Source organism: Stenotrophomonas sp. NPDC078853 (genome assembly GCF_044901215.1).
GTDB classification, from domain to species: Bacteria; Pseudomonadota; Gammaproteobacteria; order Xanthomonadales; family Xanthomonadaceae; genus Stenotrophomonas; species Stenotrophomonas lacuserhaii.
Map to the genome: position 1 here is coordinate 19,220 of NZ_JBJDOQ010000009.1, position 24,335 is coordinate 43,554.

Consider the following 24,335-nt stretch of genomic DNA (forward strand, 5'->3'; position numbering starts at 1 on the left):
CCAGGCGTCGGCCGCGGGTCTCAGCCCGGTCCTGCAGCGGCCTCCAGTTGCCGCCGGTCTTCCATCTGCAGCATCCGCCACTGGCCCTTGGGCAGTTCGCCGAGCCGCAGCCCGCCGATGCCGATGCGGACCAGCCGCAGTACCTGCAGGTCGAACGCGGCCAGCAGGCGACGGATGTGCCGGTTGCGCCCTTCGTCCAGCGTCACTTCCAGCCACGAGGTCTTTTCGCCGGTACGCAGCAGATTCACCGCGCGCGCGGCCAGGAATTCTCCTTCGTCCTCGATGCCAGCGCAGAATGCGGCGAGCATCGACGCCTCTGGAATGCCATCCACCTGCACGTGGTAGGTCTTGTCCGGGCCGGTGGCCGGATCCATCAGCGCGGCCGCCCACTGCGGGTCATTGCTGAACAGCAGCAGGCCTTCGCTGGCTTTGTCCAAGCGTCCGACCGGCGCCAACCACGGCAGGCCGGCCCCATCGAAACAGCGGTAGACGGTATCCCGGCCCTGTTCGTCCTGGACGGTGGTAACCAGGCCGCGCGGCTTGTTGAGCATCAGGTAGATGCGCGGCGCGGCATCCAGCGGCTGCCCATCCACGCGCACCTGCTGGCGGCCGGCCTGGATCGGGAATTCGGGATCACGGATGGTGCGCCCATCCACGCTCACGCGGCCGGCGGCAATCCAGCGCGCGGCTTCAGTACGCGAACACAGGCCCGCCTTGGACAACACGCGTGCCAGTCCGTGGCGAACGCCCCCGCCTGCTGCAGGCGCTGCGCGCCCACCACCGGGGCGGGCACGAGCAGGTGGGTTGGCAGGCGGGCGCCGTGGCCGCATGTCCTGCCCCGCCCTCACTTACTTCTTGTCAGCCGGCTTGGTCTCGGCAGAGGCTTCCACCGGGGCAACGGGCGCGACGGCGGTGGCCGGCACCGGACGGGCCTTGACCACGCGAACGCCACGCGCCTTCATCCAGGCATCGAACTCCTCGGCGGTCATGCGCTTGCCGTTCTGGCTCATGTCAAAGCGCCATGGCGTGTTGTCGAACGCGGTCTGCGGCTTGTAGGCGGCCGGGTCATTCGGACTCACCGCCGGTGCACTCGGCATGGCCTTGGCCACGTTCTGGCAACCTTCGATGCGCAGGCGACGCAGCACGCTGTCCAGCGACTGGGCCTGTTCGTAATTGGTGGTCAGCACGCCGGCGGGCATGCCCAGCCGAGAGTTGCGGGTAAACAGCTCGCTCGCCACCGGTGCGATCGCGGTGGCCGGCAACGGCAGCGGAGCGCTGCTGGCCGAGACCGAGCAGTCCACGGCAGCGTGGGCGGCGGGAACCAGGGCCAGGGCCAGGACGACGGCCGATGCAGTGCGCAGCATGAGGGAGCATCCAGAAAGTGGGTAGTGGCGCGAGTTTAACAGCGACACAACGGCTTTCAAGATCCTACATTCAATGAATACGGCAACTCATTGGTTTTTTTTGTTTTTTTCGGATAAGCGGTAAAAACGACAGCGCACAAACAACAAGACCCGGCCGAAGCCGGGTCCTGCTGTGTGTCTTACCGGTGAAGCGTCAGAACTCAGTTCTGGACGTTCAGCTCGGTACGACGGTTCTTCGCACGGCCTTCCGGGTTGTCCGAACCATCAGCATTGGTGTTCGGAGCAATCGGGCGGCTCTCGCCGTAACCGACCGGACCCTGCAGGCGCGAAGCAGCAACGCCGTTGGAGGTCAGGTAGTTGTACACGGCGGTAGCACGACGCTCGGACAGCTTCTGGTTGTACTCGTCGGAACCCTTCGAGTCGGTGTGACCAGCAACTTCAACCTTCAGGTCCGGGTAACGGGTCAGGATCTGCGAGGCTTCGCTCAGGATCGCAACCGCGTCGGGACGCAGGTTGGCCTTGTCGAAGTCGAAGTTGACACCCTTCAGGTCGATCGAGACCGGCACCGGGCAACCGTCCGGACCGATGGTCTGGCCAGGCTGCGAATCCGGGCACTTGTCGTCGCAGTTGTTGACGCCGTCACCGTCGTCATCCAGGTCGGCGCAGCTCGGGGCAACCGGAGCCGGAGCCGGCACGGCAGCGACCGGAGCCGGTCCCAGCGGGATCACGACGCCGACCGAAGCCAGCACGTCGCCGAACCAGTCTTCGCTCGGAGCGGCAACGCTCTTGTCGTCGAAGTCAGCGCGGTAGGCCACTTCGGCACGCACGGCAACGCGCTTGTCGAAGGTGGTCTGCAGACCGGCACCGAGCTTGGCGGCGAAGCTGCCGTCCTTGCGCTCACGCGGGCCATTGGCGTCGACAGCAGCGAACTCTTCTTCCGACTTCTGGTAGCCCAGGCCGAACAGCAGGTACGGGTTCCAGCCGCGGCCTTCCTGCACGAAGTGGCGACGCAGGTCCAGCGAGGCGCCGTACTGCGACCAGTTCAGGTCCTGGTTGGCGTCGAAGTTCGGGTTCTGGTAGTTCAGCTCACCGTCGAGCGACCAGTTCGGGCTGATGAACTTGCCCAGGCCCAGGCTGACGAACGGAGCATCGTTGGTGGTGCGGTCGCTGTCCTGGAAGTTGAAACCAGCCGAACCGGTCAGGTACCAGCGGTCGTCAAACTCCTGTGCCGAAGCAGCCTGGGCGAAAGCCAGACCACCCAGCAGCGCGGCGGTAAGGATCTTCTTGTTCATTGAGTACAGCTCCTATATCGGGGGTATGAAACCGGTAGAGGCATGGGCCAGCACTACGACAGCCGATTCAGCACGCCACCGCCGCGAACATTATGCTCAGGGGAGTGAAGGCCATGTTAACAGTCCCGTAACATGTGAAAAACGGGCGCCGGGCCTCCACCGGACCGGCGGTTGCACCCTATACAGGATCATGAAAAACCGCAACAGTCAGGCGTGGCAAGGGTTTTACCGGGCTTCAGTCTCGCGCTGCAACATTTTGCTTTGGCGGAAAGTCAAGCGTTCATCCCGCAGCCTGCGCGGTGAGGAACTTTCTACGCCAGGCCAGTCTGAACGGCAGTGGCATGCTGTTAACGACGCTCAAACGGATTTACTGGCACACACCTGCGTGGCCACGCGGCGATGGATGTGCATGCGCGTAACGCCTACGCAGTAGATTCACTGAGCCGATCAAGCAATCACTGCCGAGGCTGTGCGCACCGCTGTATGGCGCGAATTGCGGCGTGCTGTACCTGTTCGCCCCCCCTCTGCCGACCTATCGTGGCGACAGACCCTAGAGCCCCTGCCGCCATGCCCTCCTCCCTGCTGCTGCGCATCACCCAATTGGTTGTCGGCCTTTGCCTGTACGGGCTGGGGATTGCCCTGATGGTGCGTGCGGGAATCGGCGTGGCGCCCTGGGATGTGCTGTCGCAGGGCATCGCGGCGCATACGCCGCTGTCCTTCGGCCTGGCCACCAATGCCATCGGCGCGGTAGTGCTGCTGCTGTGGTGGCCGCTGCGTCAGAAGCCCGGCCTGGGCACCGTGCTCAACGTGCTGCTGATTGGTCCCGCCGCGCAGTTCGGACTGTGGCTGCTGCCTGTGGTGGAAGGCCTTTCGCTGCGGCTGCCACTGTTTGCTGCCGGACTGCTGCTGATCGCCGTAGCCACCGGCCTGTATATCGGCGCACGCCTGGGGCCCGGTCCGCGCGATGGACTTATGACGGGCCTGCATGCCCGCAGCGGCTGGCCGATCTGGCAGGTGCGCAGCCTGATAGAAGGCAGCGCCTTGCTGGCCGGCTGGCTGCTGGGCGGCAACGTGGGACCGGGCACGCTGGCCTTCGCGCTGCTGATCGGGCCGCTGTGCGGCATGACCCTGGGCTGGTTCGGCATCGGCAGGCCCCCGGTCGCGGCGCACGCGACGGTCCCCCCGGGCTGACCCGCCCGCCCCCGAAGGCCTCGCTGCATCGTGGGGAATACCGCAGCGCGTCTTGCGATGGACGCGGATTCACGGCACGCTGGACGCTTCCGTACGCAAGCGTATCCACGATGACGCCAGCCAGCGACAGCGCCTACCCCCACCTGTTCACTCCGCTCGACCTGGGCTTCACCCAGTTGCGCAACCGGATCCTGATGGGCTCCATGCACACCGGGCTGGAAGACCGCGCCCGCGATTTCCCGCGCCTTGCCGCCTACTTTGCCGAACGCGCCGAAGGCGGTGTCGGACTGATCGTCACCGGTGGCTTCGCGCCTAACGTGGTCGGCTGGCTGAAGCCATTCGGCGGCAAACTCAGCTGGCCATGGGAAGTCGGTCCGCATCGCCAGCTCACTGCGGCCGCCCACCAGCACGGCGCGAAGATCTGCCTGCAGCTGCTGCATGCGGGGCGGTATGCCTACCACCCGTTGTCCGTTGCGCCATCCAAGCTGAAGGCCCCGATCAATCCGTTCACCCCGCGCGCCCTGTCCAGCCGCGGCGTGGACCGGCACATCGCCGATTACGCGCGCAGCGCGCGGCTGGCCCGCGATGCGGGCTATGACGGTGTGGAAGTGATGGGCTCGGAGGGCTACCTGATCAACGAGTTCGTCGCCCCGCGCACCAACACCCGCACCGACCAGTGGGGTGGTGATGCTGCACAGCGCATGCGGTTCGCAGTGGAAATCGTGCGTCGGATCCGTGAAGCATGCGGCCCGGACTTCATCATCATCTACCGGCTGTCACTGGTGGACCTGGTCAGCGATGGCAGCAACTGGCAGGAAATCGTCGCCCAGGCACAGGCCATCGAAGCAGCTGGCGCAACGCTCATCAATACCGGCATCGGCTGGCACGAGGCGCGCATTCCGACCATCGCCACCTCGGTCCCGCGCGCGGCGTTCGCCGGGGTTACCGCCAAGCTGAAGCCCCACGTCGGGGTGCCGCTGGTGGCGACCAACCGGATCAACATGCCCGACGTGGCCGAGCGCATCCTGGCCAGCGGCGGCGCCGACATGGTGTCGCTGGCGCGCCCCTTGCTGGCCGATCCGCAGTGGGCCAACAAGGCACGCGCCGGCCGCCCCGAGCGCATCAACACCTGCATCGCCTGCAACCAGGCCTGCCTGGACCACGTGTTCGAGAACAAGCTGGCCAGCTGCCTGGTCAATCCACGCGCGGCGCATGAAACCGAGCTGGTCTATCGGCCCACCACATCGCCGCGGCGCATCGCGGTGGTCGGTGCAGGACCGGCCGGCCTGGCCTGTGCGACCGTCGCTGCCGAACGCGGCCACCATGTAAGCCTGTTTGACGCCAACGATGAGATCGGCGGCCAGTTCAACGTTGCCAAGCGGATCCCGGGCAAGGAAGAATTCCACGAAACCCTGCGCTACTTCCGCCACAAGCTGGAGGAAACCGGCGTGCAGCTGCGGCTGGGCACGCGGGTGTCTGTCGACACGCTTGCCGGCTTCGACGAGGTGGTGCTGGCGACCGGCATCCTGCCGCGCAAGGTCGATTTCCCCGGCGCCGGACATGCCAAGGTGGTGGACTACCTGGACGTGCTGCTGGGCCGGGTCACGGTGGGGCCGCGTGCGGCGATCATCGGCGCCGGTGGCATCGGTTTCGATGTCGGCGAGTTCCTGAGCCATGCCGGTCCGTCGCCGTCGCTGGACACGGCGAGCTGGATGGCCGAATGGGGCGTTGATCCGAGTTTCGAAGCGCGCGGCGCCCTTGCCCGTCCGGTCATCGTCCCTTCGCCACGCAAGCTCTGGCTGCTGCAGCGCAGCGCCGGACGTCCGGGCGCGAGGCTCGGCAAGACCACCGGCTGGATCCACCGCGCTACGTTGAAAGCCAAGGGCGTGACGCAGCTGGGTGGCGTGGAGTACCTGGGCGTGGACGATGCCGGTCTGCATATCCGCGTGGAGGGGGTGGAGCAGTTGTTGGATGTCGATCACGTGGTGATCTGCGCAGGCCAGGAATCCAACCGTTCCCTGCATGCGGAACTCGCCGCGGCCGGCATCTCCGCGCAGCTGATCGGCGGTGCCGACGTCGCTGCGGAACTCGATGCCAAGCGCGCGATTGACCAGGGCAGCCGCGTCGCCGCTGCCCTCTGAAAAAGCTGAATAGGGGCAGCGGGATCGGCTTTCCGACCCTGCCCCGAACCTGAATGTCAACTCGTTTGATTCAGGATGCGTTGCGAAATACCCCCTTACCTTGCGCCAACTTTCCCGCTCACCACCCAGTTCCGGTGAGCAGGTGCGGCCCACCTGATCGATCGTCGATCACGTTTCGTGGCCGCCCACGGGGTGACCCCGATGGTCGCCTCCCCATGACGCCAAGCCGTACCTCCGCCTCTGCCGGCCACACTGCCGGCGGAACCGCCAGGTCCGGCCCATACGGAGCAAGGAGTTATATGAAACTGGCCTGGATTCTCTGGCTGTCGCAGTTGTTGCCGCAGCCGGCCGCTGATTCGTTGTGCCTGAGCACGACCGTTTACCTTGAAGCCCGCGACCAGACGGTGCGTGGCCAGCAGGCCGTCGCCGAGGTGGCCCTGCGACGCCGCGACAGCGGCCTGTGGGGTGACTCGATGTGCCAGGTGGTAACGGCGCGCAAGCAATTTGCTCCGACCATCGTGGCGCCGGGCACCCAGTTGGCCAATGACGCCGCTTGGCGCGAAGCGATGACCGTTGCCTTCGATGCTGAACGCAACTGGGCCCTGCCGGTCAGCGAGCGCAAGGAAATCGTGCCCGGGGCCAGCCACTTCGCGGCGCTGTCCATTGCCAGCCCGAGCTGGCGCAACGCTTACCAGGTCGCGACCATCGGCGACCACACCTTCTACAAGGTGCAGAGCCTCAAGCCGCGGCAGTCGTAACGCACTGTTGTGCCTGCGCGTGATTGCCGGGCGCTGCGGGCTCCGCGATAGTGTTGGTCTGTTGCCACCTATCCCGCGCGGAGTTCCCATGAAGCTGTACAGCAAGCCCGGTGCCTGTTCCACTGCCGACCACATCGCCTTGCAATGGACCGGCCAGCCGTTCGAGGTTGAACTGCTGGATCGTGAAACCCTGAAGAGCCCGGCGTTCCTGAAGATCAACCCGGTCGGTTCGGTGCCCGCGCTGGTCGATGGCGATTTCGTGCTCACCCAGAACGCGGCGATCATGGGCTATATCGCCGATACCCATCCGCAGGCAGGCCTGGCAGGCGATGGCAGCCCGCGCCAACGCGCTGAAGCGGCCCGTTGGCTTTCCTTTGTCAATTCCGACGTGCACCCGGCGTTCTCGCCGCTGTTCGCCCCAGGCAAGTTCCTGGCTGATGAAGGGCAGAAGGCAGCACTGGCTGCGGCCGCGCACAAGCGCCTGCGCGGCCTCTTCGAACAGGCCGACGCACAGCTGGCCGACAAGCCGTGGCTGGCCGGATTCCGCAGCTTCGCCGATCCCTACTTCTATATCACCCTGCGCTGGGCCGCCGCAGCGAAGGTCGACCTGTCCGGCCTGGAGCATCTTGCCGCGTACAAGACGCGCATGGATGCCGATGCAGGCGTTCAGGCCGTACTGAAGGCGGAAGGCCTGGCCTGAGCCGGGACTGCAGTCCACGCGCGGGCAGTGGCCGCGCGTGGGTGTGCATCAACGCTGGATATCGATGTCGGTACAACTGAAGAAGCCTTCGTTGCCGCTGTCGTCCCGCTGCCAGTAGTGATACAGCACCGCGCGACCCGCCCTGTCCGCAGGAATGGGCACGTTGAAGGTGTAAGTGGGCAAAGGCGTCCCGGGTACGGGTGGCGGAGCCGCTTCGTTGTAGATTTCCTCCAGGTCGTCCCAGCGCAGCGCCCGGCTGCCGTCATAGGACGGCTTGGACAGGAATACCCTCATCCACGACGGATTGTGCGCTTGGGTGAGATCCCACACCACCTCCAGTTGGCCCTGCGCATCGGTCGTGACCGGCTGTGCCCTCCACGCCTGCGAGGCCTGGTCGAGACCGCGCTTGCGCACGTCGCCACCGGCGCAGAGCAGTCCGTCGGGAACGGCTGCCTTGACCTTCTCCAGGGTGTCGCCCTTGTCCTGCGGATTCGCTGATACCTCGTTCCACTGCTGGAACGGCCAGGCATCCATGACTTCGCGATAAGCCTGCCGACAATCCGCGCTTGGTATTTTGCTGCCGTCGGCGGGCCAGTCGTAACCGCGCTCCTTGAAGCAGAGATATTGTCGGGCGATCGGCGAAGCAGGGGCGCCGTGGGCATGTGCGTCCCAAGGCGCCAGCCCCCCACCCATTGCCGCCGCCACCGTAAGGAGCATTGAAAAGGCACTCGTACCTGCTGAACGCTTCATGGAGTTGGGTTCCTGTGTCAGACGCGCCCGGATGATGGCCGCACTGACATTGGACATCGCCAATGTGGCTGAGGCCCTCGGGCGATGCAGCAGGACCGGGTAATCCTCTCAGCCGATGAAGCGCAGGGGTCTGCCTTGGCTGTCGCGCAGGCACGTGCGCCGGATATCGATCGAAAGCGCCTGGGATATCCGCACCACGCCCGCCACGGGCCTGAGCGCATGGCGCAGGCGCTCCCACGCATCGGGAGTGAGCACGCAGGTCCGTTGCAGGTCATCGCCCTGCACGCTGTCCTGCTCGCCCGGTTCAAACACCCAGCGTTGCTGCGGGCCGACGATCTCCAGCGGCAGGCCAGCGGCCAGGCGAACCTCCAGCAGCTCCCGCAGGCGCTCGACCTGCCCCGCGCCGAGCACCAGGGCGGTGCCGCCGGGATCACCTGCGTCCTCCCATTCCAGCATCTCCACCAGCAACAGACCGGTGGCGGCCCCCTGTGCCTGCGTCCCGGCGGCGATGCGGGCGGCCACCTCGGCATCGGACAGCGCGCAGGCGCGGTCGAGGTCTGTGATCCACAAGGGCATGGTCGGTTCCAGCGCCTTCAACACTCCCTCGGTGGACCAGGCCAGGATCGCGCCATGTTCGCCATCGGTCAGCCCCACCGCCTGCAGGAACTGCAGGCGCCCATTGGGGGTCTCGCGCGAGGGCAGCTGCGGATCGTCGACGAAGGCGAGGTGGCGCAGCGCCGTGGCGTGACCGGCGGCGATCGGACCGTTGGCGTCCAGATGGTGTCCCGCCTCCAGCACGTTGCCGGTCTGGAACACGTAGCGTGCGAGATTCTGCAGCAGGCTCATCGGCCAGGTAGGGGGCGCGTCCGCCTCGGTGCTGCCTTCCGCAGCGGCCAGGCGGAAGGTCAGCTCGAAGCCGAAACCACTGACTTCGACGTCGTCGCTTTCCTTGTCGAACAGCTCGGACAGGCCATAGCTGACGTAATGCCAGTGGGGGCGACCCTGTCCACTCCAGTACACACTGACCCCATCCAGCGGGTCCTTGCCGCCGAGGGTCCACGGCAAGGCCGTACCGAAGTGACGCGGCACCTGACCGGGATGCGCGGCGCACAGCGCCTGGCTGATGGCATCCCAGCCGGGGGTGCCGTTGTCATCCTTCATGGCGGTGGCAGGCTCGGAAGCGGAGGCGATCTGCACAATGGAACCTGGACGATCCGGGGGCCTCACTTTAGCCGACCCGGGTGTCGGCACGTTGGCCGAAAGGTCTCAGTTCGATCCAACCTTACACGCATGCGCATCCGAACCACACGCGCTAGCCGAGCACCGCGGGCTCGAGCTGTTGCCGCGTTTCCTCCAGCCAGCGGTTGGCCAGTGCGGTGCTGCGTGCCTTGCCGATGGCCGCGACCAGGTCCGGCAGCAGCTGTTCGAGTGCTGCCGCGTCGGTGCAACGCTCTATCTTCAACTGCATGAAATAGCCTTTGAGGCCGAGGTGACGGCGCACCGATTCACTCATCAGGTCGTAGAGACGTCGATACAGCTCCGGGTCCTGGCCGCGGCCTTCGGTCAGCGCCGGGGAGCGTGCCGGCGCAGCCGTGCCGCCGACCTTTTCAATCAGGCCCTGTGCCAGCAGTTGTTCCAGCGCGTCGGGCGGCGCACGCAGCCCCGGCAGCAATGCACGCAGTGCATCATCATCGCGTTGGCCGTCAACCATCAAAAGGATCGATCGCAGCGCGGCAGGCAGCCGCCGTGCGCGATCATCGATTTCCTGACGGCCAGCGGCCGTCTTGGCGTGCAGCAGTGCCATGTGCGTTCCCCCCTGTCTGGACTCCCATTACCACCGGCTGCGGCAACCCCGCCTGTTTCCCCCAGGCGGAGCGCCGTGTGGCAGCGCGATGACAGGCCGAGCTTAGCGCAGTCGCCGCGCCGGCGGAGCTGCAGTGCAGCACGTCCGCCTGCGGGCGTCCGGGGCCGCCTCGGCACCGGCCCCACCGCACTGTTCAGCGTCCCAGCGCGCGCCGGATCTCATCAAGTGCCGCCGGATCATCCAGGGTCGACAGATCGCCGGGATCGCGCTGCTCGGCCAGTGCCTGCAGCGAACGCCGCAACAGCTTGCCGGAGCGGGTTTTCGGCAACGCATTGACCACGTGGATGTGCGCAGGCCGGGCGACCGCCCCCAGCGAGGCGGTCACCGCCGCCATCATTTCCGCCACCACCGGGGCCGGGTCTTCGCCGTTGAGGCCCTGCTTGAGGGTCACGAACACCAGCGGCACCTGCCCCTTCAGTTCGTCCTTGACCCCGATCACCGCTGCTTCGGCCACCCGCGGATGACCGGAAATGGCCTCTTCGATCTCGCGCGTGCCCAACCGGTGTCCTGCCACGTTGATGACATCGTCGGTGCGGCCGAGGATGAACGTGTAGCCATCCTCATCGCGGATGGCCCAGTCCAGCGAGCTGTAAAGCAGTTCCTTGAAGTGGCTGAAGTAGCTCTGCAGGAAGCGCGCATCGTCGTTCCATACGGTGCTCATGCAGCCCGGCGGCAGCGGCGGGGTCATCACCAGCACGCCCTTCTGCCCGGGCGCGACCTCCCCCCCGGTGTTCTCATCGATCACCTTCATCCGGTAACCCAGGTTGGGGAAGCCGGGAGAGCCGAAGCGCACCGGTTTCATGTCCAGTCCCGGCAGCAGGGTGAGGGCTGGCCAGCCGGTTTCGGTCTGCCAGTAGTTGTCGATGATCGGCTTGCCCAGCGCTTCGCTGGCCCAGTGCGCGGTGGGCTCGTCCAGCGGCTCGCCGGCCAGGAAGATGTACTTCAGCGCTTTCAGGTCATGCCGGCGGATGAAGTCGACGTCGTGCTTTTTCAGCACGCGGATCGCGGTCGGCGAAGAGAACAGGGTGCGCACGTTGTACTGCTCGCACAGCGCCCACCAGATGCCCGGGTCCGGGTGGGTCGGCAGGCCTTCGTACAACAGCGACGTGCAGCCGCCGATCAGCGGTCCATACACGTTGTAGGAGTGCCCCACCGCCCAGCCGACATCGGAGGTGGAGAACATCACCTGGCCCGGCTGGCAATCGAACACGGTCTGCATCGACTGGGCCATCGCCACCGCATAGCCGCCGACATCGCGCTGCACGCCTTTCGGCTTGCCGGTGGTGCCGGAGGTATACAGCAGGTAGCTCGGCTCGCTGGACTCCAGCCATTGGACGGGCACGTCGACTTCGCCGACTTCGGCACGCAGGGTGGCGTAGTCCACGTCGCGCCCGGCCTGGCGCGGTTCGGCCGGGTCCAGCCCGCGCGACACGATCAGCACGTGCGGTGGTGGATTCTGCGCCTCGGCGCAGGCCGCATCGACCATGCCCTTGTAGGGAATGAGCTTGCCCCCACGCATGCCGGCGTCGGCGGCGATCAACAGCTTCGGCCGCGCATCGTCGATGCGCAGGGCCAGATTGTGGGCTGCAAAGCCGCCGAACACCACCGAGTGCACGGCGCCGATCCGGGCGCAGGCCAGCATGGCGAACACCGCCTCGGCCATGTTCGGCATGTAGATGACCACACGATCCCCATGACCGACCTCCAGCCGCTTCAGCACGGCGGCGAAGTCGTTCACTTCGCGGTACAGCTGGCGGTAGGTGATTTCGCGCGTGGTACCGGTTTCGGTGGACACGGCCACCAGCGCGAGCTGGTCGGGGCGTTCGGCCAGGTGACGGTCGACGGCGTTGTAGCAGAGGTTGGTTTCCCCGCCGACGTACCACCGCCGGAATGGCGGATTGCTGTAGTCCAGCACCTGCTGTGGCTTCTTGTGCCAATAGATGCGATTGGCTTCTTCGCCCCAGAATTCCTCCGGCTCGTCGATCGAACGGCGGTAGGTTTCTTCGTAGTCCATGACACAGCCCTCCCAGACAAAGTCATGGGATCGAGCATAGAGCGCCAGCAGCGGCGCGAACGCCCCGACCTTGGTCGTAGGCCGTACAACGTCAAAAGCGGTGGGGCTGCGCGTTGGCGGGGCGGGGTGGGTTCGCGGGGGACGGCAACAACCGCATCCTGCGGGCCTCGTTTCGCGCCATCCATGGCGCTCAACGCCCCCGCGAACCCACCCCGCCCCACCTTCGAAAGGTCCATGGGGGCCATGGGACCTTCGGTAGCGCCGACCCATGGTCGGCGGAATGTTCCCGCCAACGGCCCGCTGCGCTCGCCGACCATGGGTCGGCGCTACCGCTTTTCTCTTTTTTCATACGCGGCGGGCGGCGCCCGGAACCTGTCAGGGGGTCGGGCGGTGGGGCTGGGCGGGGGCGTTGAGCGCCATGGATGGCGCGAAACGAGGCCCGCATGGATGCGGTTTTTGCCGTCCCCCGACCAGCCCCACCGCCCGGCGCCAACCCGAATTGCAGCTCTAAGACCAGCCACCCGCGAGGGGGTCTCACCCGTTCGACCGACCCAGCTCCAGATCCAGCAAACGCAGCCGATCCACCGTCCCCACGTCCGTCCAGCGTCCGCGATGATGCTGCCCCGTGACCGATCCCTGCGCCATGAAGTGCTTCTGCAGCGGCACCACGCTGAACCGCGGCGGCGTGCGTTCGCTTCCCGCTGCGGTGCCGATCACCTGCCGCCAGTCGGCGACGATCGACGGCCGGTACACGCCGATGCCGGCATAGGTCAGGCAGGCCCCGGCGCGATCGTGGTGCAGCAGGCCTGCGGCATCCAGGCGGTAATCGCCTTGCGGGTGCTGGGCCGGGTTGTCCACCATCACCAGGTGCGCCTCGCCCGCCGGTTCGCGTGGCAGGGCAGCGAAATCGAAGTCGGTCCAGATATCGCCGTTGACCACCAGGAACGGCGCATCACCGAGCACGGGCAGGGCATTGAGGATGCCACCGCCGGTTTCCAGCGGGGTGTCGCCTTCGTTGACGAAATGCAGCTGCACGCCCCACTGGCGGCCATCGCCCAGGGTCGGCGCGAAGGCTTCGGCGAGCCAGGAAACATTCACCACCACATCGCGGACGCCAAGTGCGGCCAGCCGTTCCAGGTGCCACACGATCAACGGTTTGCCGGCTACCGGCAGCAGCGGTTTGGGGGTGTGCAGGGTGAGCGGGCGCATCCGCTCGCCGAGGCCGGCGGCGAAAATCAGCGCCTTCATCGGGCCAGCACCGGTTCGCCCTGGGCGGCCATCGCCGGCTTGATCCGCGCATCAAGCACGTGTCGCAGCCCGGCCAGTTCCGGATAGCGCGGCAGTACTTCATCCAGGTAGGCGATGAAGCGCGGCGCATCGTCCAGGTAATGGCCCTTGCCATCGCGGTAGCGCAGGCGGCTGAAGATGCCCAGGCACTTCAGGTGGCGCTGGATGCCCAGCCAGTCGGCATCGCGCAGGAATACCGCAAGCGCCGGCACCGGCAGGCCAGCCGCCAGCGCGCGCTGGTGGTAGCGCGCCAGCCAGCCATCCACGCGCGCCAACGGCCAGCTCAGGAATGCGTCCTTGAACAGGCTGACCGGGTCGTACGCAATGGGGCCACGCACGAGGTCCTGGAAATCCAGTACCGCCGGCCCATCGGCCACCGGCATCAGGTTGCGCGGCATGAAATCGCGGTGGGTCATCACCTGGGCCTGGCCCAGTGCGTTGTCCATCAGCAACTGCTGCGCGGCCTGCAGGCGCAGGCGGTCGTCGCCATCCAGGGTGATGCCCAGATGGCGCTGCAGGAACCAGTCGTCGAACAGCCCCGCATCGCGTTGCAGCAGCGCCTCGCCGAAGCGGCCGAAGTCGTCCGGCACCGGCATCTGCTGCAGGCTGAGCAGCTGGTCCATCGCGCGTTCGAACCAGGCATCGGCGCTGTCGGCGTCGATGACCTTGGCCAGGGTCGGCCCGCCCAGGTCTTCCAGCAGAAGGAGCCCGGTCTCGATGTCTTCGGCCAGCACGGTCGGCACGCGCAGACCGTGCGCCTGCAGCAGGGCGCGCATGCGCAACCACGGCCGCACGTCTTCCAGGCCGGGCGGGGAATCCATCACGATGTGGCTGCCACCCCGGCTGGTGGCGCGCCAGTAACTGCGCATGCCCGCATCCACCGACGCGCGGTCCAGCATCGCCTGGTCATCGCCCAACTGTGCGCGTGCCCACTGCAGGCGCTGCGCGGCGCGTTCGGGATGGGAAGCGGGATCGTTCATGCAGGCAGCGTCCGGGCGCCCGCAGGCGCCGACATCAGGGAAAGAAAAGAATCAGCGACGGCCGCCGCTGACCAGGCGGAGCAGGGCCAGGACCGCGACCGCGCCCAGTACCGCGCCGAGGAAACCAGCCGGTTCGCCGGCGGCATACCAGCCCATGTACTGCCCGAACCAGCCGGCCAGCAGTGCGCCGACGATGCCCAGCACGATGGTCAGCAGGCAGCCCATGCGGTTGTTGCCGGGCATGACGAAGCGGCCGAGCAGGCCGACCACGAAGCCGACCAGGATGATGTAGAGCCAGCTGGTGCTGCCGAACAGACCATTCATGGACAGGGAATCCTTTGCGATGAGGGACGCCGCCGGACAGGGCCGGCGGCGTCGCTCACTTTACCCAGTTCAGCAGCAGCCGTGGCCGCCGTGGCGGGTTCCGCTGTCGGCGGCGACCGGCGAACCGCTGGTCTCCCCACGCAGGCTGGCGGCGTGGTGTTCGCTGATCACCTTGGACACGCAGGCGGTCACCTTCTTGCCCATCGGGATGTGCAGGAACTCATTCGGACCGTGTGCATTGGAGTGCGGGCCGAGCACGCCGGTGATCATGAACTGTGCGCCGGGGAACTTCTCGCCGAGCATGCCCATGAACGGAATGGAGCCACCTTCGCCCATGTACATGGCCGGCTTGTCGAAGAACATACGGCTGGCATCGTCGATCGCCTGGGTCAGCCACGGCGACATCGCCGGTGCATTCCAACCGCTGGAGGCCTTCTCCAGGTCCAGCGTCACTTCGGCACCGTTCGGCGGGTCGCGCAGCAGGGCTTCCTTCAGCAGTTCGCCGCAGGCCTTGCCGTCGGCGGTGGGCGGCAGGCGCAGCGACAGCTTCACCGCGGTATGCGGACGCAGCACGTTGCCGGCCGATTCCAGCGACGGCATGCCGCCGATGCCGGTCACCGACAGCGCGGGGCGCCAGGTGCGGTTGAGCACCAGTTCGGTCAGGTCTTCGCTCATCGGCACCAGGCCGTCCACCAGCGGGAACTTGTCGAAGATGGCGGTATCGACGACCTCGGCGGCGCGCTTGGCCTGCTCAAGGCGTTCGGCGGGAATCTCCACCTGCATGCCGTCGATCAGGATGCGGCCGGTGTCCTGGTCCTCGATGCGCGACAGCAGCTGGCGCAGCAGGCGGAAGCTGGACGGCACCACGCCGGACGCGTCACCGGAGTGCACGCCTTCGTTGAGCACCTTGACCGAGAAGTTGCCGCCGGTCAGGCCGCGCAGCGAGGTGGTGCACCACAGCTGGTCATAGTTGGCGCAGCCCGAATCCAGGCAAACGACCAGCGACGGCTTGCCGATGCGGTCGGCCAGGTGGTCGACATAGGCGGGCAGGTCGTAGCTGCCGGATTCTTCGCAGGCTTCGATCAGGATCACGCAGCGCGCATGCGGCAGGCCCTGGGCCTGCAGCGCCAGCACTGCGGCCAGCGAGCCGAAGATGGCGTAACCGTCATCGGCGCCGCCGCGGCCGTACAGCTTGTCATCGCGCAGCACCGGGATCCACGGGCCCAGATCATCGTCCCAGCCGGTCATTTCCGGCTGCTTGTCCAGATGGCCATACAGCAGCACGGTGTCGTCGCCGGTCTCGCTGCCACTCGCCGGGATTTCCAGGAAAATCAGCGGGGTGCGGCCCTCGAGGCGGACCACGTCGACCTTCAGGCCGGGGATGTCCTGGGCTTTGGCCCAGGTTTCCATCAGGACAACGGCCTGCTCCATGTAGCCGTTCTGCACCCAGTTGGCGTCGAACATCGGCGACTTGTTGGGGATGCGGATGTAATCGACCAGCTGCGGGACGATTTCCTCGTCCCATTTCTGATTGACATAGTGGCCGAGCTTGGCGCTGTCCATCTGGAGCTCCGAATTGGAATGACTGATCCGCCCATTCTACGCGTGCGGGAAATGCCCGACTGTGCGCCATAGGGGCGGCTGACGGAGTCGGCCCGTCTTTTCACAGCAGCGGGGGTAGGAAATTTCCTACACGGCGTCGGGTATTTAGCTGGCTGTTAGAAATGTCACGGACCGATAGTCTGTGTACATGTGGTGACGGACAGTGTCTTTACCGACGGGAATGCCGGTCGGGACAGGTTCGGATCACAAGGAGAACGACGTCGTGCCTTGGTGGATCGTGTTGCGGGCACTGCTTCTGGCGATGGGGATCACGCAGGCCTTTGCGGCCGCGCCGGTCGACATCAACCGGGCAGATGCTTCTGCACTGCAGCAGGGATTGACGATGGTGGGGCCCAGCCGGGCGGCCGCTATCGTCGAGCACAGGCAGCAGCACGGGCCCTTCAAACGCGTCGAGGACTTGACGCAGGTGAAGGGCATAGGGAAAGCCATCGTCGAACGGAATCGACAGCGGATAACGACCGGGGACACGATGTCCCGGGTGGATCCGGTACCCGGACCGGTACCGGTGCGTTCCGTGCCAAGGCGCTGATACAGGGGAATTGTCGCGGTTCGCAGGAAGCGGACCCGGGCCGGCCACGGGACGTGGTGGCAGCGACCGGCGCAGGGAGGCGTCAACCACACCAGGATGGTGGCATCACAGACCTGTGGAAGGGGCTGGGATAAACAACCAGGGATGATCGCGGCCTCCGTGCACGGAGCACGCTGCCCCCATCGCAGGATGCGCGGGGCGGCGGGAGGCCGACAAGGACGTTGTCAGGGCCCGGTACGACACATGGCTGTGTCGCCGGGCCTTCTTTTTTTTGCGCCCCCGACACGTTAGCGTGGGGCCTTGCTACGGACTGGATGAGCGCGCTGATGCGACTGCTGCAGTGTTCCCTGATGATCGCCACGGCGCTTGCGCTTATCGCTCCTCTGCCGCTGCGGGCGCAGGTGCCCACCCCGGCAGCTGCCGCCAATGCATCGGCCGAACCGGCCGTGCGCGGGCCCACCGACCTCAAGCCTGGTGAATACCTCTGGCATCCGGAGATATCCCCCTCGGGTCCCATCGTGCTGGTGGTCAGTTTGGAAGAACAGCGCGCCTACGTGTACCGCAACGGCATCGCCATCGGCCTGAGCACCATCAGTTCGGGAAAGGCCGGCCACGAGACGCCGACCGGGGTGTTCACCATCCTGCAGAAGGACAAGGACCACCGCTCCAACCTCTACAACAGCGCGCCGATGCCCTACATGCAGCGGCTGACCTGGGATGGCATCGCCCTGCATGGTGGCGCGCTGCCCGGGCACCCGGCCTCGCACGGCTGCGTGCGGCTGCCGCAGGCCTTCGCGCAGAAGCTGTTCAGCGCCACCCAGCGCGGCGATACGGTGGTGGTAGCCGACGCCAAGAGCTCGCCGATGACCCTGGCCTACCCGGCCGTGCTGGCCCCGGTCAGCAGCCGCGGCCAGTCCTTGCCGGAAGTCCCGGCCAGTGCGGAAACGGCGGCCTACTGGAACGAACAGGGCGCCCCGGCAGGGCAGGTCGGCGTGCTGGTGAGTTTGCATGACCAGCGGGTCTACGTGCTGCGCGATGGCGTATTGATCGGTGAATCCCCGTTGGTGGCTTCGGCCTTGCCCGCCTTCGACGGCACCACGCTGTTCGTGATGGGCGAAGGTCATACCGACCAGCCCAGCCCGCTGGATGCGCATCAGCGCCTGCACCGCTGGACCGCCTATCCGTTGCTGGGACAGTCCGACGCCCAGGCCACCCCGGACCTGCTGGCCACGCCGTCGCTGCCGATGGCGCTGCCGCCGGATTTCGCCCGCCAGCTGTACGCCGCGCTGGTGCCGGGCACCACCCTGCTGGTGACCTCGCTGCCGGCGGTACGCCCAAGTGCAGCTGAACCGGGCATGCAGCCGGTGTTGGAATCCGAGCCGGCCGGGTCCACTCTGTAGGGTCTGAATGGACCTGTTGAACCCGCCCAGATGAAACCGCCACGCCCCCGTTGGCTGGCTGCCCTCGGCCTGTTGACCGCCTGCAGCCTGCCCGCCAGTGCGCAGCCGCCGCCGGCTGCGGTGTCCGGCCCTGACCTTGGCGCGATCCTGGCCCGGGTTGCGCCCAACGCGGACCGAAAAGTGCTGCAACTGGCAGCCAGTGCGATGCGCTGCGCGCTGCGCCGGCCCGAATTGGGCGTGGTGCCGGAGCGGCTGGGCGTGATCGACTATTCGCGTCCCTCCACCCAGCAGCGCCTGTGGGTATTCGACCTGCGCCGCCAGCGCCTGCTGTTTGAAGAGTGGGTGGCGCATGGGCGCAACAGCGGCGCCGACCGCACCGAGCATTTCTCCAATCGCGAGGGCAGCTTCATGTCCAGCATCGGGGCGTTCACCGCGCAGGAAACCTACGTCGGAGGCAACGGCTATTCGTTGCGCCTGGACGGACTGGAGCCGGGGTTCAACGACCATGCGCGGGAGCGGGCGATCGTGATCCACGGCGCGCCCTACGTGAATCCCTCCGCCGCACGGTTGCAGGGCCGGCTGGGCCGCAGCCTCGGCTGTCCTGCCGTGCGGTTGACTGTTGCCAAGCCGCTGATCGATGCACTCAGCGGCGGCACGATGGTGTTTGCGTACTACCCCGACCAGGACTGGCTGAAGCGCTCCCAGCTGCTGGACGCCGACTGCGGCGGCAGCCTGGCCAAGCGCTGACGGCACGACGCGTCGTCAACGCGGGGACGGCACGGCACAATGGGCGCATGAACGCGACCGACATCCTGCAGCACCCCAGCCAGGTCATCCCCAGCGTCGATTACCGTCGCGAACGCTGGCGCAATGGGCTGGGCTGGACGCGCGAAATCCTGCGCCTGCCGAGCGTCGGCGAAGACTGGGCCCTGCGTCTTTCAATCGCCGAAATCGAATCAGACGCAGCATTTTCCAGTTTCCCGGGCGTGGATCGCGAGCTGGTGCTGCTGCACGGAAACGGGGTGCGCCTGCGCTTCGATGATGGCCGGGTCGAAGAGGTGCTGCCGCCGCATGGTCGCGTACGGTTCGCCGGCGAACAGGCACTGCACGGCGAACTGGTGGACGGCACCACCCACGATTTCAACCTGATGTGGCGGCGCGACACGCTGGCTGCGCAGGTGCTGCACCGGCCCATCGTAGGGCCGATGTATTTTTTCACCGAACCGGACGTGGCCTGGGCCATCCACCTGCTGGCCGGACAGGCCCGCTTCGACGCCGACGCCGACGTTGATCTGCCGCCGATGCAGCAGGGTGACACGGCCTGGCTGGCTGCCGGCGAGCGTCGCCGGCATGCACTGCACGGCGGCGGTGAGCTGCTGGCGATCCGGCTGGGTCCGGCGGAGCGGTAGCGCGCGCTTCAGTACACGTCGCGGCGGTAGCGTCCGGCCAGCACCAGCGCCTCTTTTCCTTCGGCGCCCAGCACCTGTTCGATCACCGCATCCACCGCCGGCGCCATGCCCTGCAGGCTGCCGCAGACCAGGATCGCGGCGCCTTCCTCGACCCACTGGCGCAGCCGCCCGGCTTCTGCCAACAGACGATCCTGCACGTAACGATGGGCGCCGCCGTCGCGGCTGAACACCGCATCCAGGCGCTCCAGCATGCCGCGCTGCTGCATCTGCACCAGTTCGTCGCCGAAGTGGAAATCGTGCGCGGCATTACGCTCGCCGAACAGCAGCCAGTTGCGGCTGGCTCCGGCCGCTTCGCGTTCGTGCAGGTGCGCGCGCAGCCCGGCGATGCCGGTACCGTTGCCGATCAGGATCAACGGCCGCGTGCTGTCCACGCCGTGGAAATTGGGGTTGCGGCGCAGGCGAAGGTCGATCGGGCCGCCGACCGGTGCGATGTCACACAGCCAACCACTGCCGATGCCCGGCGTGCCGTCGGCGCGCAGTTGCCGCCGCAGCAGCAGTTCCACTGCGCCGTCGTGCATGGCTGAGGCAATGGAGTATTCGCGGTGTGGGAGGGGTTGCAGCATCGCCAGCAGGGTCTGCAGGTCGCCGCCGGCGGTGACCCCGGGCAGCTGCGAACGTGACAGCCGCGCGTGCAGGGTCTGCCCATCGGCCAGCAGGGTGTCGCCCTGCAGCTGGTGCCGTTGCAGCCATGCCTGCACCACGCCCGGGGCGTGCTGCGGGCCGATCTCGGCGATGTCGCCGGCCTGCCACTGCACCTCGCTGCCTGCCGGCCCCGGCCCCGGCTGCGGCTGCAGCCGCAGCCAGTGCACCGGGCCACCTGCGCTGCCGGGATTGAGATGTTCGCGCCGCAGCAGCGTCCACGTCTGGTACTCCACCGGACTCCAGTCCGGCTGGTCGCTGGCATCGCCGCCCAGCTGGCCCAGCAGTTGCTGCCAGTGGCGCAGGCTGGCCGGGTCGGCGTTGTCTACCTCCACCGTGTCGAACAGCGCATGCGCGCCATGCCGGCGCAGCCAGTCGTCCAGCTGATGGCCGAACGCACAGTAGTGCGCGTAGCTGTGGTCGCCCAGCGCCAGCACGCCGTAATGCAGGTGGCCCAGCGACGGCGTTGCGGTCATCAGCCGGCGCAGGAATGGCGCGGCGTGGTCGGGCGGGTCGCCTTCGCCGGTCGTGCTGGCGATGAACAACGCGCGTTCGCTGTCCGCCAGCAGGGCGGCATCCAGCTGCTCGATGCTGCGCACGCGCACTGCCAGGCCGGCACCGCGCAGGGCCTCGGCACTGCGTTCGGCCAACTGCGCGGCAAAGCCGGTCTGGCTGGCCCACACCAGCAGGATCGGCCGCTGCGCCGGATCGGTCCGCTCGCGGCGTGGCCGGGTCTGCCACCACAGCAGGGCACACAGCGCGGCGTAACCGCCGACGGCGGCGATCGCGGTCCACAGCGCGGCGCGGCGCGGGGCAAGCTCCCACCCGCTTTCGTCCAGGTGCAGGCGCAGCAGCAGCCAGGCCACGATGGCCAAGGCCAGCATCACCAGCAGGTTTCCGACCCGCGCGCGCGACGGGCGCGGGCTCATGGCAGCAGCGCCTGGAAGGCAGGGCTGAGCGTTTCCACCGGACCTTCGCTGCTGCGTTCCAGGAAGCGCGCCGCCAACTGCAGGCGGGTCGCCAGTTCCAGCCCGGCATCGCGGCCGAGCACGGTCAGTGCGGTCGCCCACGCATCGGCGTGCATGGCATTGTCGGCGACCACGGTCACCGCTGCGGCCGCGCGCTGTACCGGCAGGCCGCTGCGCGGATCCACGCTGTGGCTGATCGGTTCGCCGTCCTGCTGGTAGTGGTGCCAGCGGTCGCCGGAGGTGGCGATCCCCTTGCCGTCCAGTGCCAACACGCGCGGCGGGGTGGGTGTACGCACGTCTTCTTCCGGGGCGGATTCCACCAGCACGCGCCATGGCTGGCCGTCGGGCTTGCGGCCGTACCCGTGCAGTTCGCCGCCTACTTCCACCAATGCGGCGCCGATCTGCTGGTCGTGCAGCCAGCGCACCACTTCATCCACCCCGAAGCCTTTGGCAATCGCCGAGAGATCCAGTTCCAACCCGCCGGGCTGCAGCAGCGCATCGCCCTGCCACTGCAGTCTCTGCCAGCCGCAGCGGGCGCGGGTTGCTGCGAGTATCTGCGGGTCCGGGCGGCTCCGCGCGGCGGCATGCGCACCGAAACCCCACAGTGCCACCAAGGGGCCGAGCGTGGGATCGAAAGCGCCGTCGCTGGCTGCCGCAACGTCCTGCGCAGCGGCCAGCACCTGGCGGGTCTGCAGCGGCAGTGGATGCCAGCTGCCTGCGGCGGCGCGGTTGTAGCGGCTCAGGTCCGACGTCGGTTCCCAGGTGCTCATCTGCGCCACGACACGGTCCAGCTGGGCCTGGATGCCGGCGTGCAGCGGATGCAGGCCGCGGCTGCGCGGCACCGTCAGTGAGACCGACCATGAAGTGCCCATGGTGGTGCCGCCGAGGCGTGCGATATCGAGTTGCGGGTTGGTCATCAGCAAGTGCTTGGGGTGCCAGTGGAGCCGGGCCAGGCCCGGCTCCGGGGTCATTACTGCGGCAGCACTTCCAGCGTCGCCACGTAGCTCAGCCTACGCTTTTCAGCCTGCTTCACCGAGGTCTTGTTGTCTTCGGTGCCGGTTTCCAGCCAGTACATGCCGGCTTCCGGCCAGCTCACCTTGATCTCGCCCTTGGCATCGCTGGTGACCTTGATCTCTTCCTGCGCGTTGCGGTAACGCGTGGCGCCACGCACGATCTCGAACTCCAGGCCGGCGGTTGGCTTGCCATCCACCAGCACGCGGAAGGTCGCTTCTTCGCCGGCGAACAGATCGTTCGGGTGGCCCACCGCGATCAGCTCGATGCCCTTGTTGGTCGGCTTGAGCGCGGTGGCATTCGGCGCGCCATTGGTGACGAAGGTTTCCACGCGGCCGACCGATTCGGATACCTGCACGTTCTTCGCCTCCTTCGGCAGTTCGCCGAAGCTGGCCGCGTTGCCGCGCCAGCGCTTGCGCTCGCCATTCAACTCATAGGTGGCGAACAGGCCGTCGTTGACCGAGGCGATGCGGTAGGTGCCGGCCTGCTTCAGCTCGATGTCGAACACGCTGCGGAACTTGCCGGTGGCACTGTTCTGCGGCTGCACGCTGCTGCCGTCCGGTGCGGTGACCACAACCGATTCCAGGCGCAGCGGCACGTGGTTGAAGTAGAACAGGTCGTTGGATACCGCACCGTCCACGGTGATCCACGGGTTGGTACCGGCGATCACCGTCTGCGACGGCAGCAGCCAGGCCTTGTGGGCCAGGGCGGAGAACGGAAGGGCAGCAGCCAGGGCGGCGGCAAGGACGAGCGTGCGCTTCATCGGGGTATGACTCCAGGAGAAAGAAGGTACGGACCCATGCTGGAACAGCTCAGGGTTTGATGGCGAGGGTGACCTTGCCCAGTTCGGTGCTGCCTTGTGCCGAACCGTTCTGCGCGGACTTTGCCGGCCAGCTGAAAGGCACCTTGACCAGTTCACGGCCGCCGACTTCGCGCGCCGCTTCCACCACCAGGGTGTAGTTGCCCGGCGCGAGGTCCTTCAGCGCGGGCTGGCGGTCGTTGAATGACAGCGCGTGGGTGCCGACCGGGCGGGTCGGGCCGGTCACCCCGTCCACCGGCACCTCCAGCGTGCGGCCGCTCTTGCGCCACCACTGGCGCAGGTCCGGCAGCCACTTGGTGCCATGGCCTTCGCTGTTTCCGGTCTGCTGGTACCAGACCGACAGGTTGGCGGCGACCTTCTGGTCGGCCCCTTCCAGCCAGATCGCCACGTACGGGCGGTGGTACTCGGCGACGTTGAGCTTGGGGACTTCGACGTTGATGTCCAGCGTGGTCGCATAAGCCGGCGAAGTAGCCAGCAAACCGCTGAGGGCGATGGTGAGGGTGACGCGCATGGGCGGCTCCAGCAGGAAAGGGCAGGGAAGGTCAGTGGATCAACAACAGGGCGATCAGCAGCGGGATCATCAGGCCCAGGCCGACCAGCGGCCAGGTCATGCGCCGCTGCCGCGCATGCAGGTGCAACAGGAACAGGCCGGTGATGCAGAAGACCAGGCAGGCCACGGCGAACACATCCAGGAACCAGCCCCACGCCGGGCCGGCATTGCGCCCCTTGTGCAGGTCGTTGAGGTAGGACACCGCCCCGCGCGAGGTGGATTCGAACTCCACCGCGCCGCTTTCGCGGTCGATGCTCAGCCACGCATCGCCGCCGGGACGCGGCAGCGACAGGTAGATCTCTTGCGGCGACCACTCCGCGGCGCGGCCGCCGATGGAAATGTCCAGTTCTGCATCCAGCCACTGGCGCGCGGGACGCGGCAACGGCGCGTTGCCGTCGGCGCGCGTGCCCAGCTGTGCCAGCACCGCGGCCGGCAGGTCCAGCTGGCGGTTGTCCACCTGCGGGGTCGCTTCGATTTTCGCCGCGTGGTTCAGCGTGATGCCGGTAGCGGCGAACAGCAGCATGCCGATCAGGCAGACGGCCGAGCTGATCCAGTGCCATTGATGCAGCGTGCGCAGCCAGAAACCGCGGCTTTGTTGTTGCTGCACGGTAGAAGAGACGGAACGGCTCACGCAGATGGGCAGGGCTCAGGGAGAGGGGGC

24 protein-coding genes are annotated in these 24,335 nt (G+C 67.1%); 8 read left to right on the forward strand and 16 right to left on the reverse strand.

The window, feature by feature from the left end; all coding sequences use genetic code 11:
• Positions 1-20: 20 nt before the first annotated feature.
• From ACI2JH_RS10795 to ACI2JH_RS10805, 3 genes are all read right to left on the reverse strand, one after another.
• Complete coding sequence (locus ACI2JH_RS10795; RefSeq protein WP_101098702.1) at positions 21-830, reverse strand: pseudouridine synthase; 810 nt, start codon at positions 828-830, stop codon at positions 21-23.
• Positions 831-848: 18 nt separating this feature from the next.
• On the reverse strand, positions 849-1,364 hold the full coding sequence (locus ACI2JH_RS10800) for a hypothetical protein (RefSeq protein ID WP_042615057.1): 516 nt from the start codon (positions 1,362-1,364) through the stop codon (positions 849-851).
• Between the two features lie 200 nt (positions 1,365-1,564).
• Positions 1,565-2,656: an OmpA family protein gene (locus tag ACI2JH_RS10805; protein ID WP_101098700.1), complete on the reverse strand. Its 1,092-nt coding sequence runs from the start codon at positions 2,654-2,656 to the stop codon at positions 1,565-1,567.
• A 567-nt stretch (positions 2,657-3,223) separates the two neighbouring features.
• Here ACI2JH_RS10805 and ACI2JH_RS10810 point away from each other — a divergent pair.
• The 4 genes from ACI2JH_RS10810 (at position 3,224) to ACI2JH_RS10825 (ending at position 7,446) form a co-directional block, all read left to right on the forward strand.
• Positions 3,224-3,847: a YitT family protein gene (locus tag ACI2JH_RS10810; RefSeq protein WP_404736176.1), complete on the forward strand. Its 624-nt coding sequence runs from the start codon at positions 3,224-3,226 to the stop codon at positions 3,845-3,847.
• Between the two features lie 110 nt (positions 3,848-3,957).
• Positions 3,958-5,988: an NADPH-dependent 2,4-dienoyl-CoA reductase gene (locus ACI2JH_RS10815; RefSeq protein WP_182657602.1), complete on the forward strand. Its 2,031-nt coding sequence runs from the start codon at positions 3,958-3,960 to the stop codon at positions 5,986-5,988.
• 299 nt (positions 5,989-6,287) lie between these two features.
• On the forward strand, positions 6,288-6,746 hold the full coding sequence (locus tag ACI2JH_RS10820) for a cell wall hydrolase (RefSeq protein ID WP_042615053.1): 459 nt from the start codon (positions 6,288-6,290) through the stop codon (positions 6,744-6,746).
• A gap of 88 nt (positions 6,747-6,834) precedes the next feature.
• The gene (locus ACI2JH_RS10825) at positions 6,835-7,446 is read left to right on the forward strand and encodes a glutathione S-transferase N-terminal domain-containing protein (protein ID WP_101098697.1); all 612 of its coding nucleotides are present in this window, start codon (positions 6,835-6,837) and stop codon (positions 7,444-7,446) included.
• Positions 7,447-7,494: 48 nt separating this feature from the next.
• On the opposite strand, the gene ACI2JH_RS10830 is transcribed toward ACI2JH_RS10825, so the two are convergent.
• From ACI2JH_RS10830 to ACI2JH_RS10865, 8 genes are all read right to left on the reverse strand, one after another.
• Positions 7,495-8,196: a lytic polysaccharide monooxygenase gene (locus ACI2JH_RS10830; RefSeq protein ID WP_404736177.1), complete on the reverse strand. Its 702-nt coding sequence runs from the start codon at positions 8,194-8,196 to the stop codon at positions 7,495-7,497.
• A gap of 108 nt (positions 8,197-8,304) precedes the next feature.
• On the reverse strand, positions 8,305-9,393 hold the full coding sequence (locus tag ACI2JH_RS10835) for a suppressor of fused domain protein (RefSeq protein WP_317450774.1): 1,089 nt from the start codon (positions 9,391-9,393) through the stop codon (positions 8,305-8,307).
• 115 nt (positions 9,394-9,508) lie between these two features.
• Positions 9,509-10,000, reverse strand: a complete 492-nt coding sequence (locus ACI2JH_RS10840; protein ID WP_042615051.1) for a hypothetical protein — start codon at positions 9,998-10,000, stop codon at positions 9,509-9,511.
• A gap of 193 nt (positions 10,001-10,193) precedes the next feature.
• A complete protein-coding gene (gene prpE / locus ACI2JH_RS10845) occupies positions 10,194-12,074 on the reverse strand; it encodes a propionate--CoA ligase (protein ID WP_101098695.1) in 1,881 nt (626 codons plus the stop codon).
• A 534-nt stretch (positions 12,075-12,608) separates the two neighbouring features.
• On the reverse strand, positions 12,609-13,322 hold the full coding sequence (gene murU, locus ACI2JH_RS10850) for an N-acetylmuramate alpha-1-phosphate uridylyltransferase MurU (RefSeq protein WP_319274859.1): 714 nt from the start codon (positions 13,320-13,322) through the stop codon (positions 12,609-12,611).
• On the reverse strand, positions 13,319-14,341 hold the full coding sequence (locus ACI2JH_RS10855) for an aminoglycoside phosphotransferase family protein (protein WP_404736178.1): 1,023 nt from the start codon (positions 14,339-14,341) through the stop codon (positions 13,319-13,321). Before ACI2JH_RS10855 ends, murU begins: the two co-directional genes overlap by 4 nt.
• A 51-nt stretch (positions 14,342-14,392) precedes the next feature.
• Positions 14,393-14,665, reverse strand: a complete 273-nt coding sequence (locus tag ACI2JH_RS10860; RefSeq protein WP_101100810.1) for a GlsB/YeaQ/YmgE family stress response membrane protein — start codon at positions 14,663-14,665, stop codon at positions 14,393-14,395.
• A 69-nt stretch (positions 14,666-14,734) separates the two neighbouring features.
• Positions 14,735-16,228 carry a M20 family metallopeptidase gene (locus tag ACI2JH_RS10865; protein WP_101100809.1) on the reverse strand — a complete coding sequence of 498 codons (1,494 nt, stop codon included), beginning with the start codon at positions 16,226-16,228 and terminating at the stop codon, positions 14,735-14,737.
• 202 nt (positions 16,229-16,430) lie between these two features.
• Here ACI2JH_RS10865 and ACI2JH_RS10870 point away from each other — a divergent pair, with 202 nt between their 5' ends.
• From ACI2JH_RS10870 to ACI2JH_RS10885, 4 genes are all read left to right on the forward strand, one after another.
• Positions 16,431-16,817, forward strand: a complete 387-nt coding sequence (locus ACI2JH_RS10870; protein ID WP_349999963.1) for a helix-hairpin-helix domain-containing protein — start codon at positions 16,431-16,433, stop codon at positions 16,815-16,817.
• Between the two features lie 326 nt (positions 16,818-17,143).
• Entirely contained in the window at positions 17,144-18,217 is a 1,074-nt protein-coding gene (locus ACI2JH_RS10875) for a L,D-transpeptidase (RefSeq protein WP_404736179.1), read from the forward strand.
• A 30-nt stretch (positions 18,218-18,247) separates the two neighbouring features.
• The gene (locus ACI2JH_RS10880; RefSeq protein ID WP_101100808.1) at positions 18,248-18,964 is read left to right on the forward strand and encodes a murein L,D-transpeptidase catalytic domain family protein; all 717 of its coding nucleotides are present in this window, start codon (positions 18,248-18,250) and stop codon (positions 18,962-18,964) included.
• Between the two features lie 47 nt (positions 18,965-19,011).
• Positions 19,012-19,626: a HutD family protein gene (locus tag ACI2JH_RS10885; protein WP_404736180.1), complete on the forward strand. Its 615-nt coding sequence runs from the start codon at positions 19,012-19,014 to the stop codon at positions 19,624-19,626.
• An 8-nt stretch (positions 19,627-19,634) separates the two neighbouring features.
• Here the strand turns inward: ACI2JH_RS10885 and ACI2JH_RS10890 are convergent, their stop codons facing one another.
• Genes ACI2JH_RS10890 through ACI2JH_RS10910 form a run of 5 tightly spaced genes read right to left on the reverse strand, consistent with a single transcriptional unit; the run spans position 19,635 to position 24,305 of the window.
• Complete coding sequence (locus ACI2JH_RS10890) at positions 19,635-21,254, reverse strand: sulfite reductase subunit alpha (protein ID WP_404736181.1); 1,620 nt, start codon at positions 21,252-21,254, stop codon at positions 19,635-19,637.
• Positions 21,251-22,210, reverse strand: a complete 960-nt coding sequence (locus ACI2JH_RS10895; RefSeq protein ID WP_404736182.1) for an FAD:protein FMN transferase — start codon at positions 22,208-22,210, stop codon at positions 21,251-21,253. Before ACI2JH_RS10895 ends, ACI2JH_RS10890 begins: the two co-directional genes overlap by 4 nt.
• 53 nt (positions 22,211-22,263) lie before the next feature.
• Positions 22,264-23,067 carry a DUF4198 domain-containing protein gene (locus ACI2JH_RS10900; protein WP_101100805.1) on the reverse strand — a complete coding sequence of 268 codons (804 nt, stop codon included), beginning with the start codon at positions 23,065-23,067 and terminating at the stop codon, positions 22,264-22,266.
• Between the two features lie 49 nt (positions 23,068-23,116).
• Entirely contained in the window at positions 23,117-23,635 is a 519-nt protein-coding gene (locus tag ACI2JH_RS10905) for a DUF2271 domain-containing protein (protein ID WP_101100804.1), read from the reverse strand.
• A 31-nt stretch (positions 23,636-23,666) separates the two neighbouring features.
• Positions 23,667-24,305, reverse strand: a complete 639-nt coding sequence (locus ACI2JH_RS10910) for a PepSY-associated TM helix domain-containing protein (RefSeq protein WP_404736183.1) — start codon at positions 24,303-24,305, stop codon at positions 23,667-23,669.
• Between the last annotated feature and the right edge of the window lie 30 nt (positions 24,306-24,335).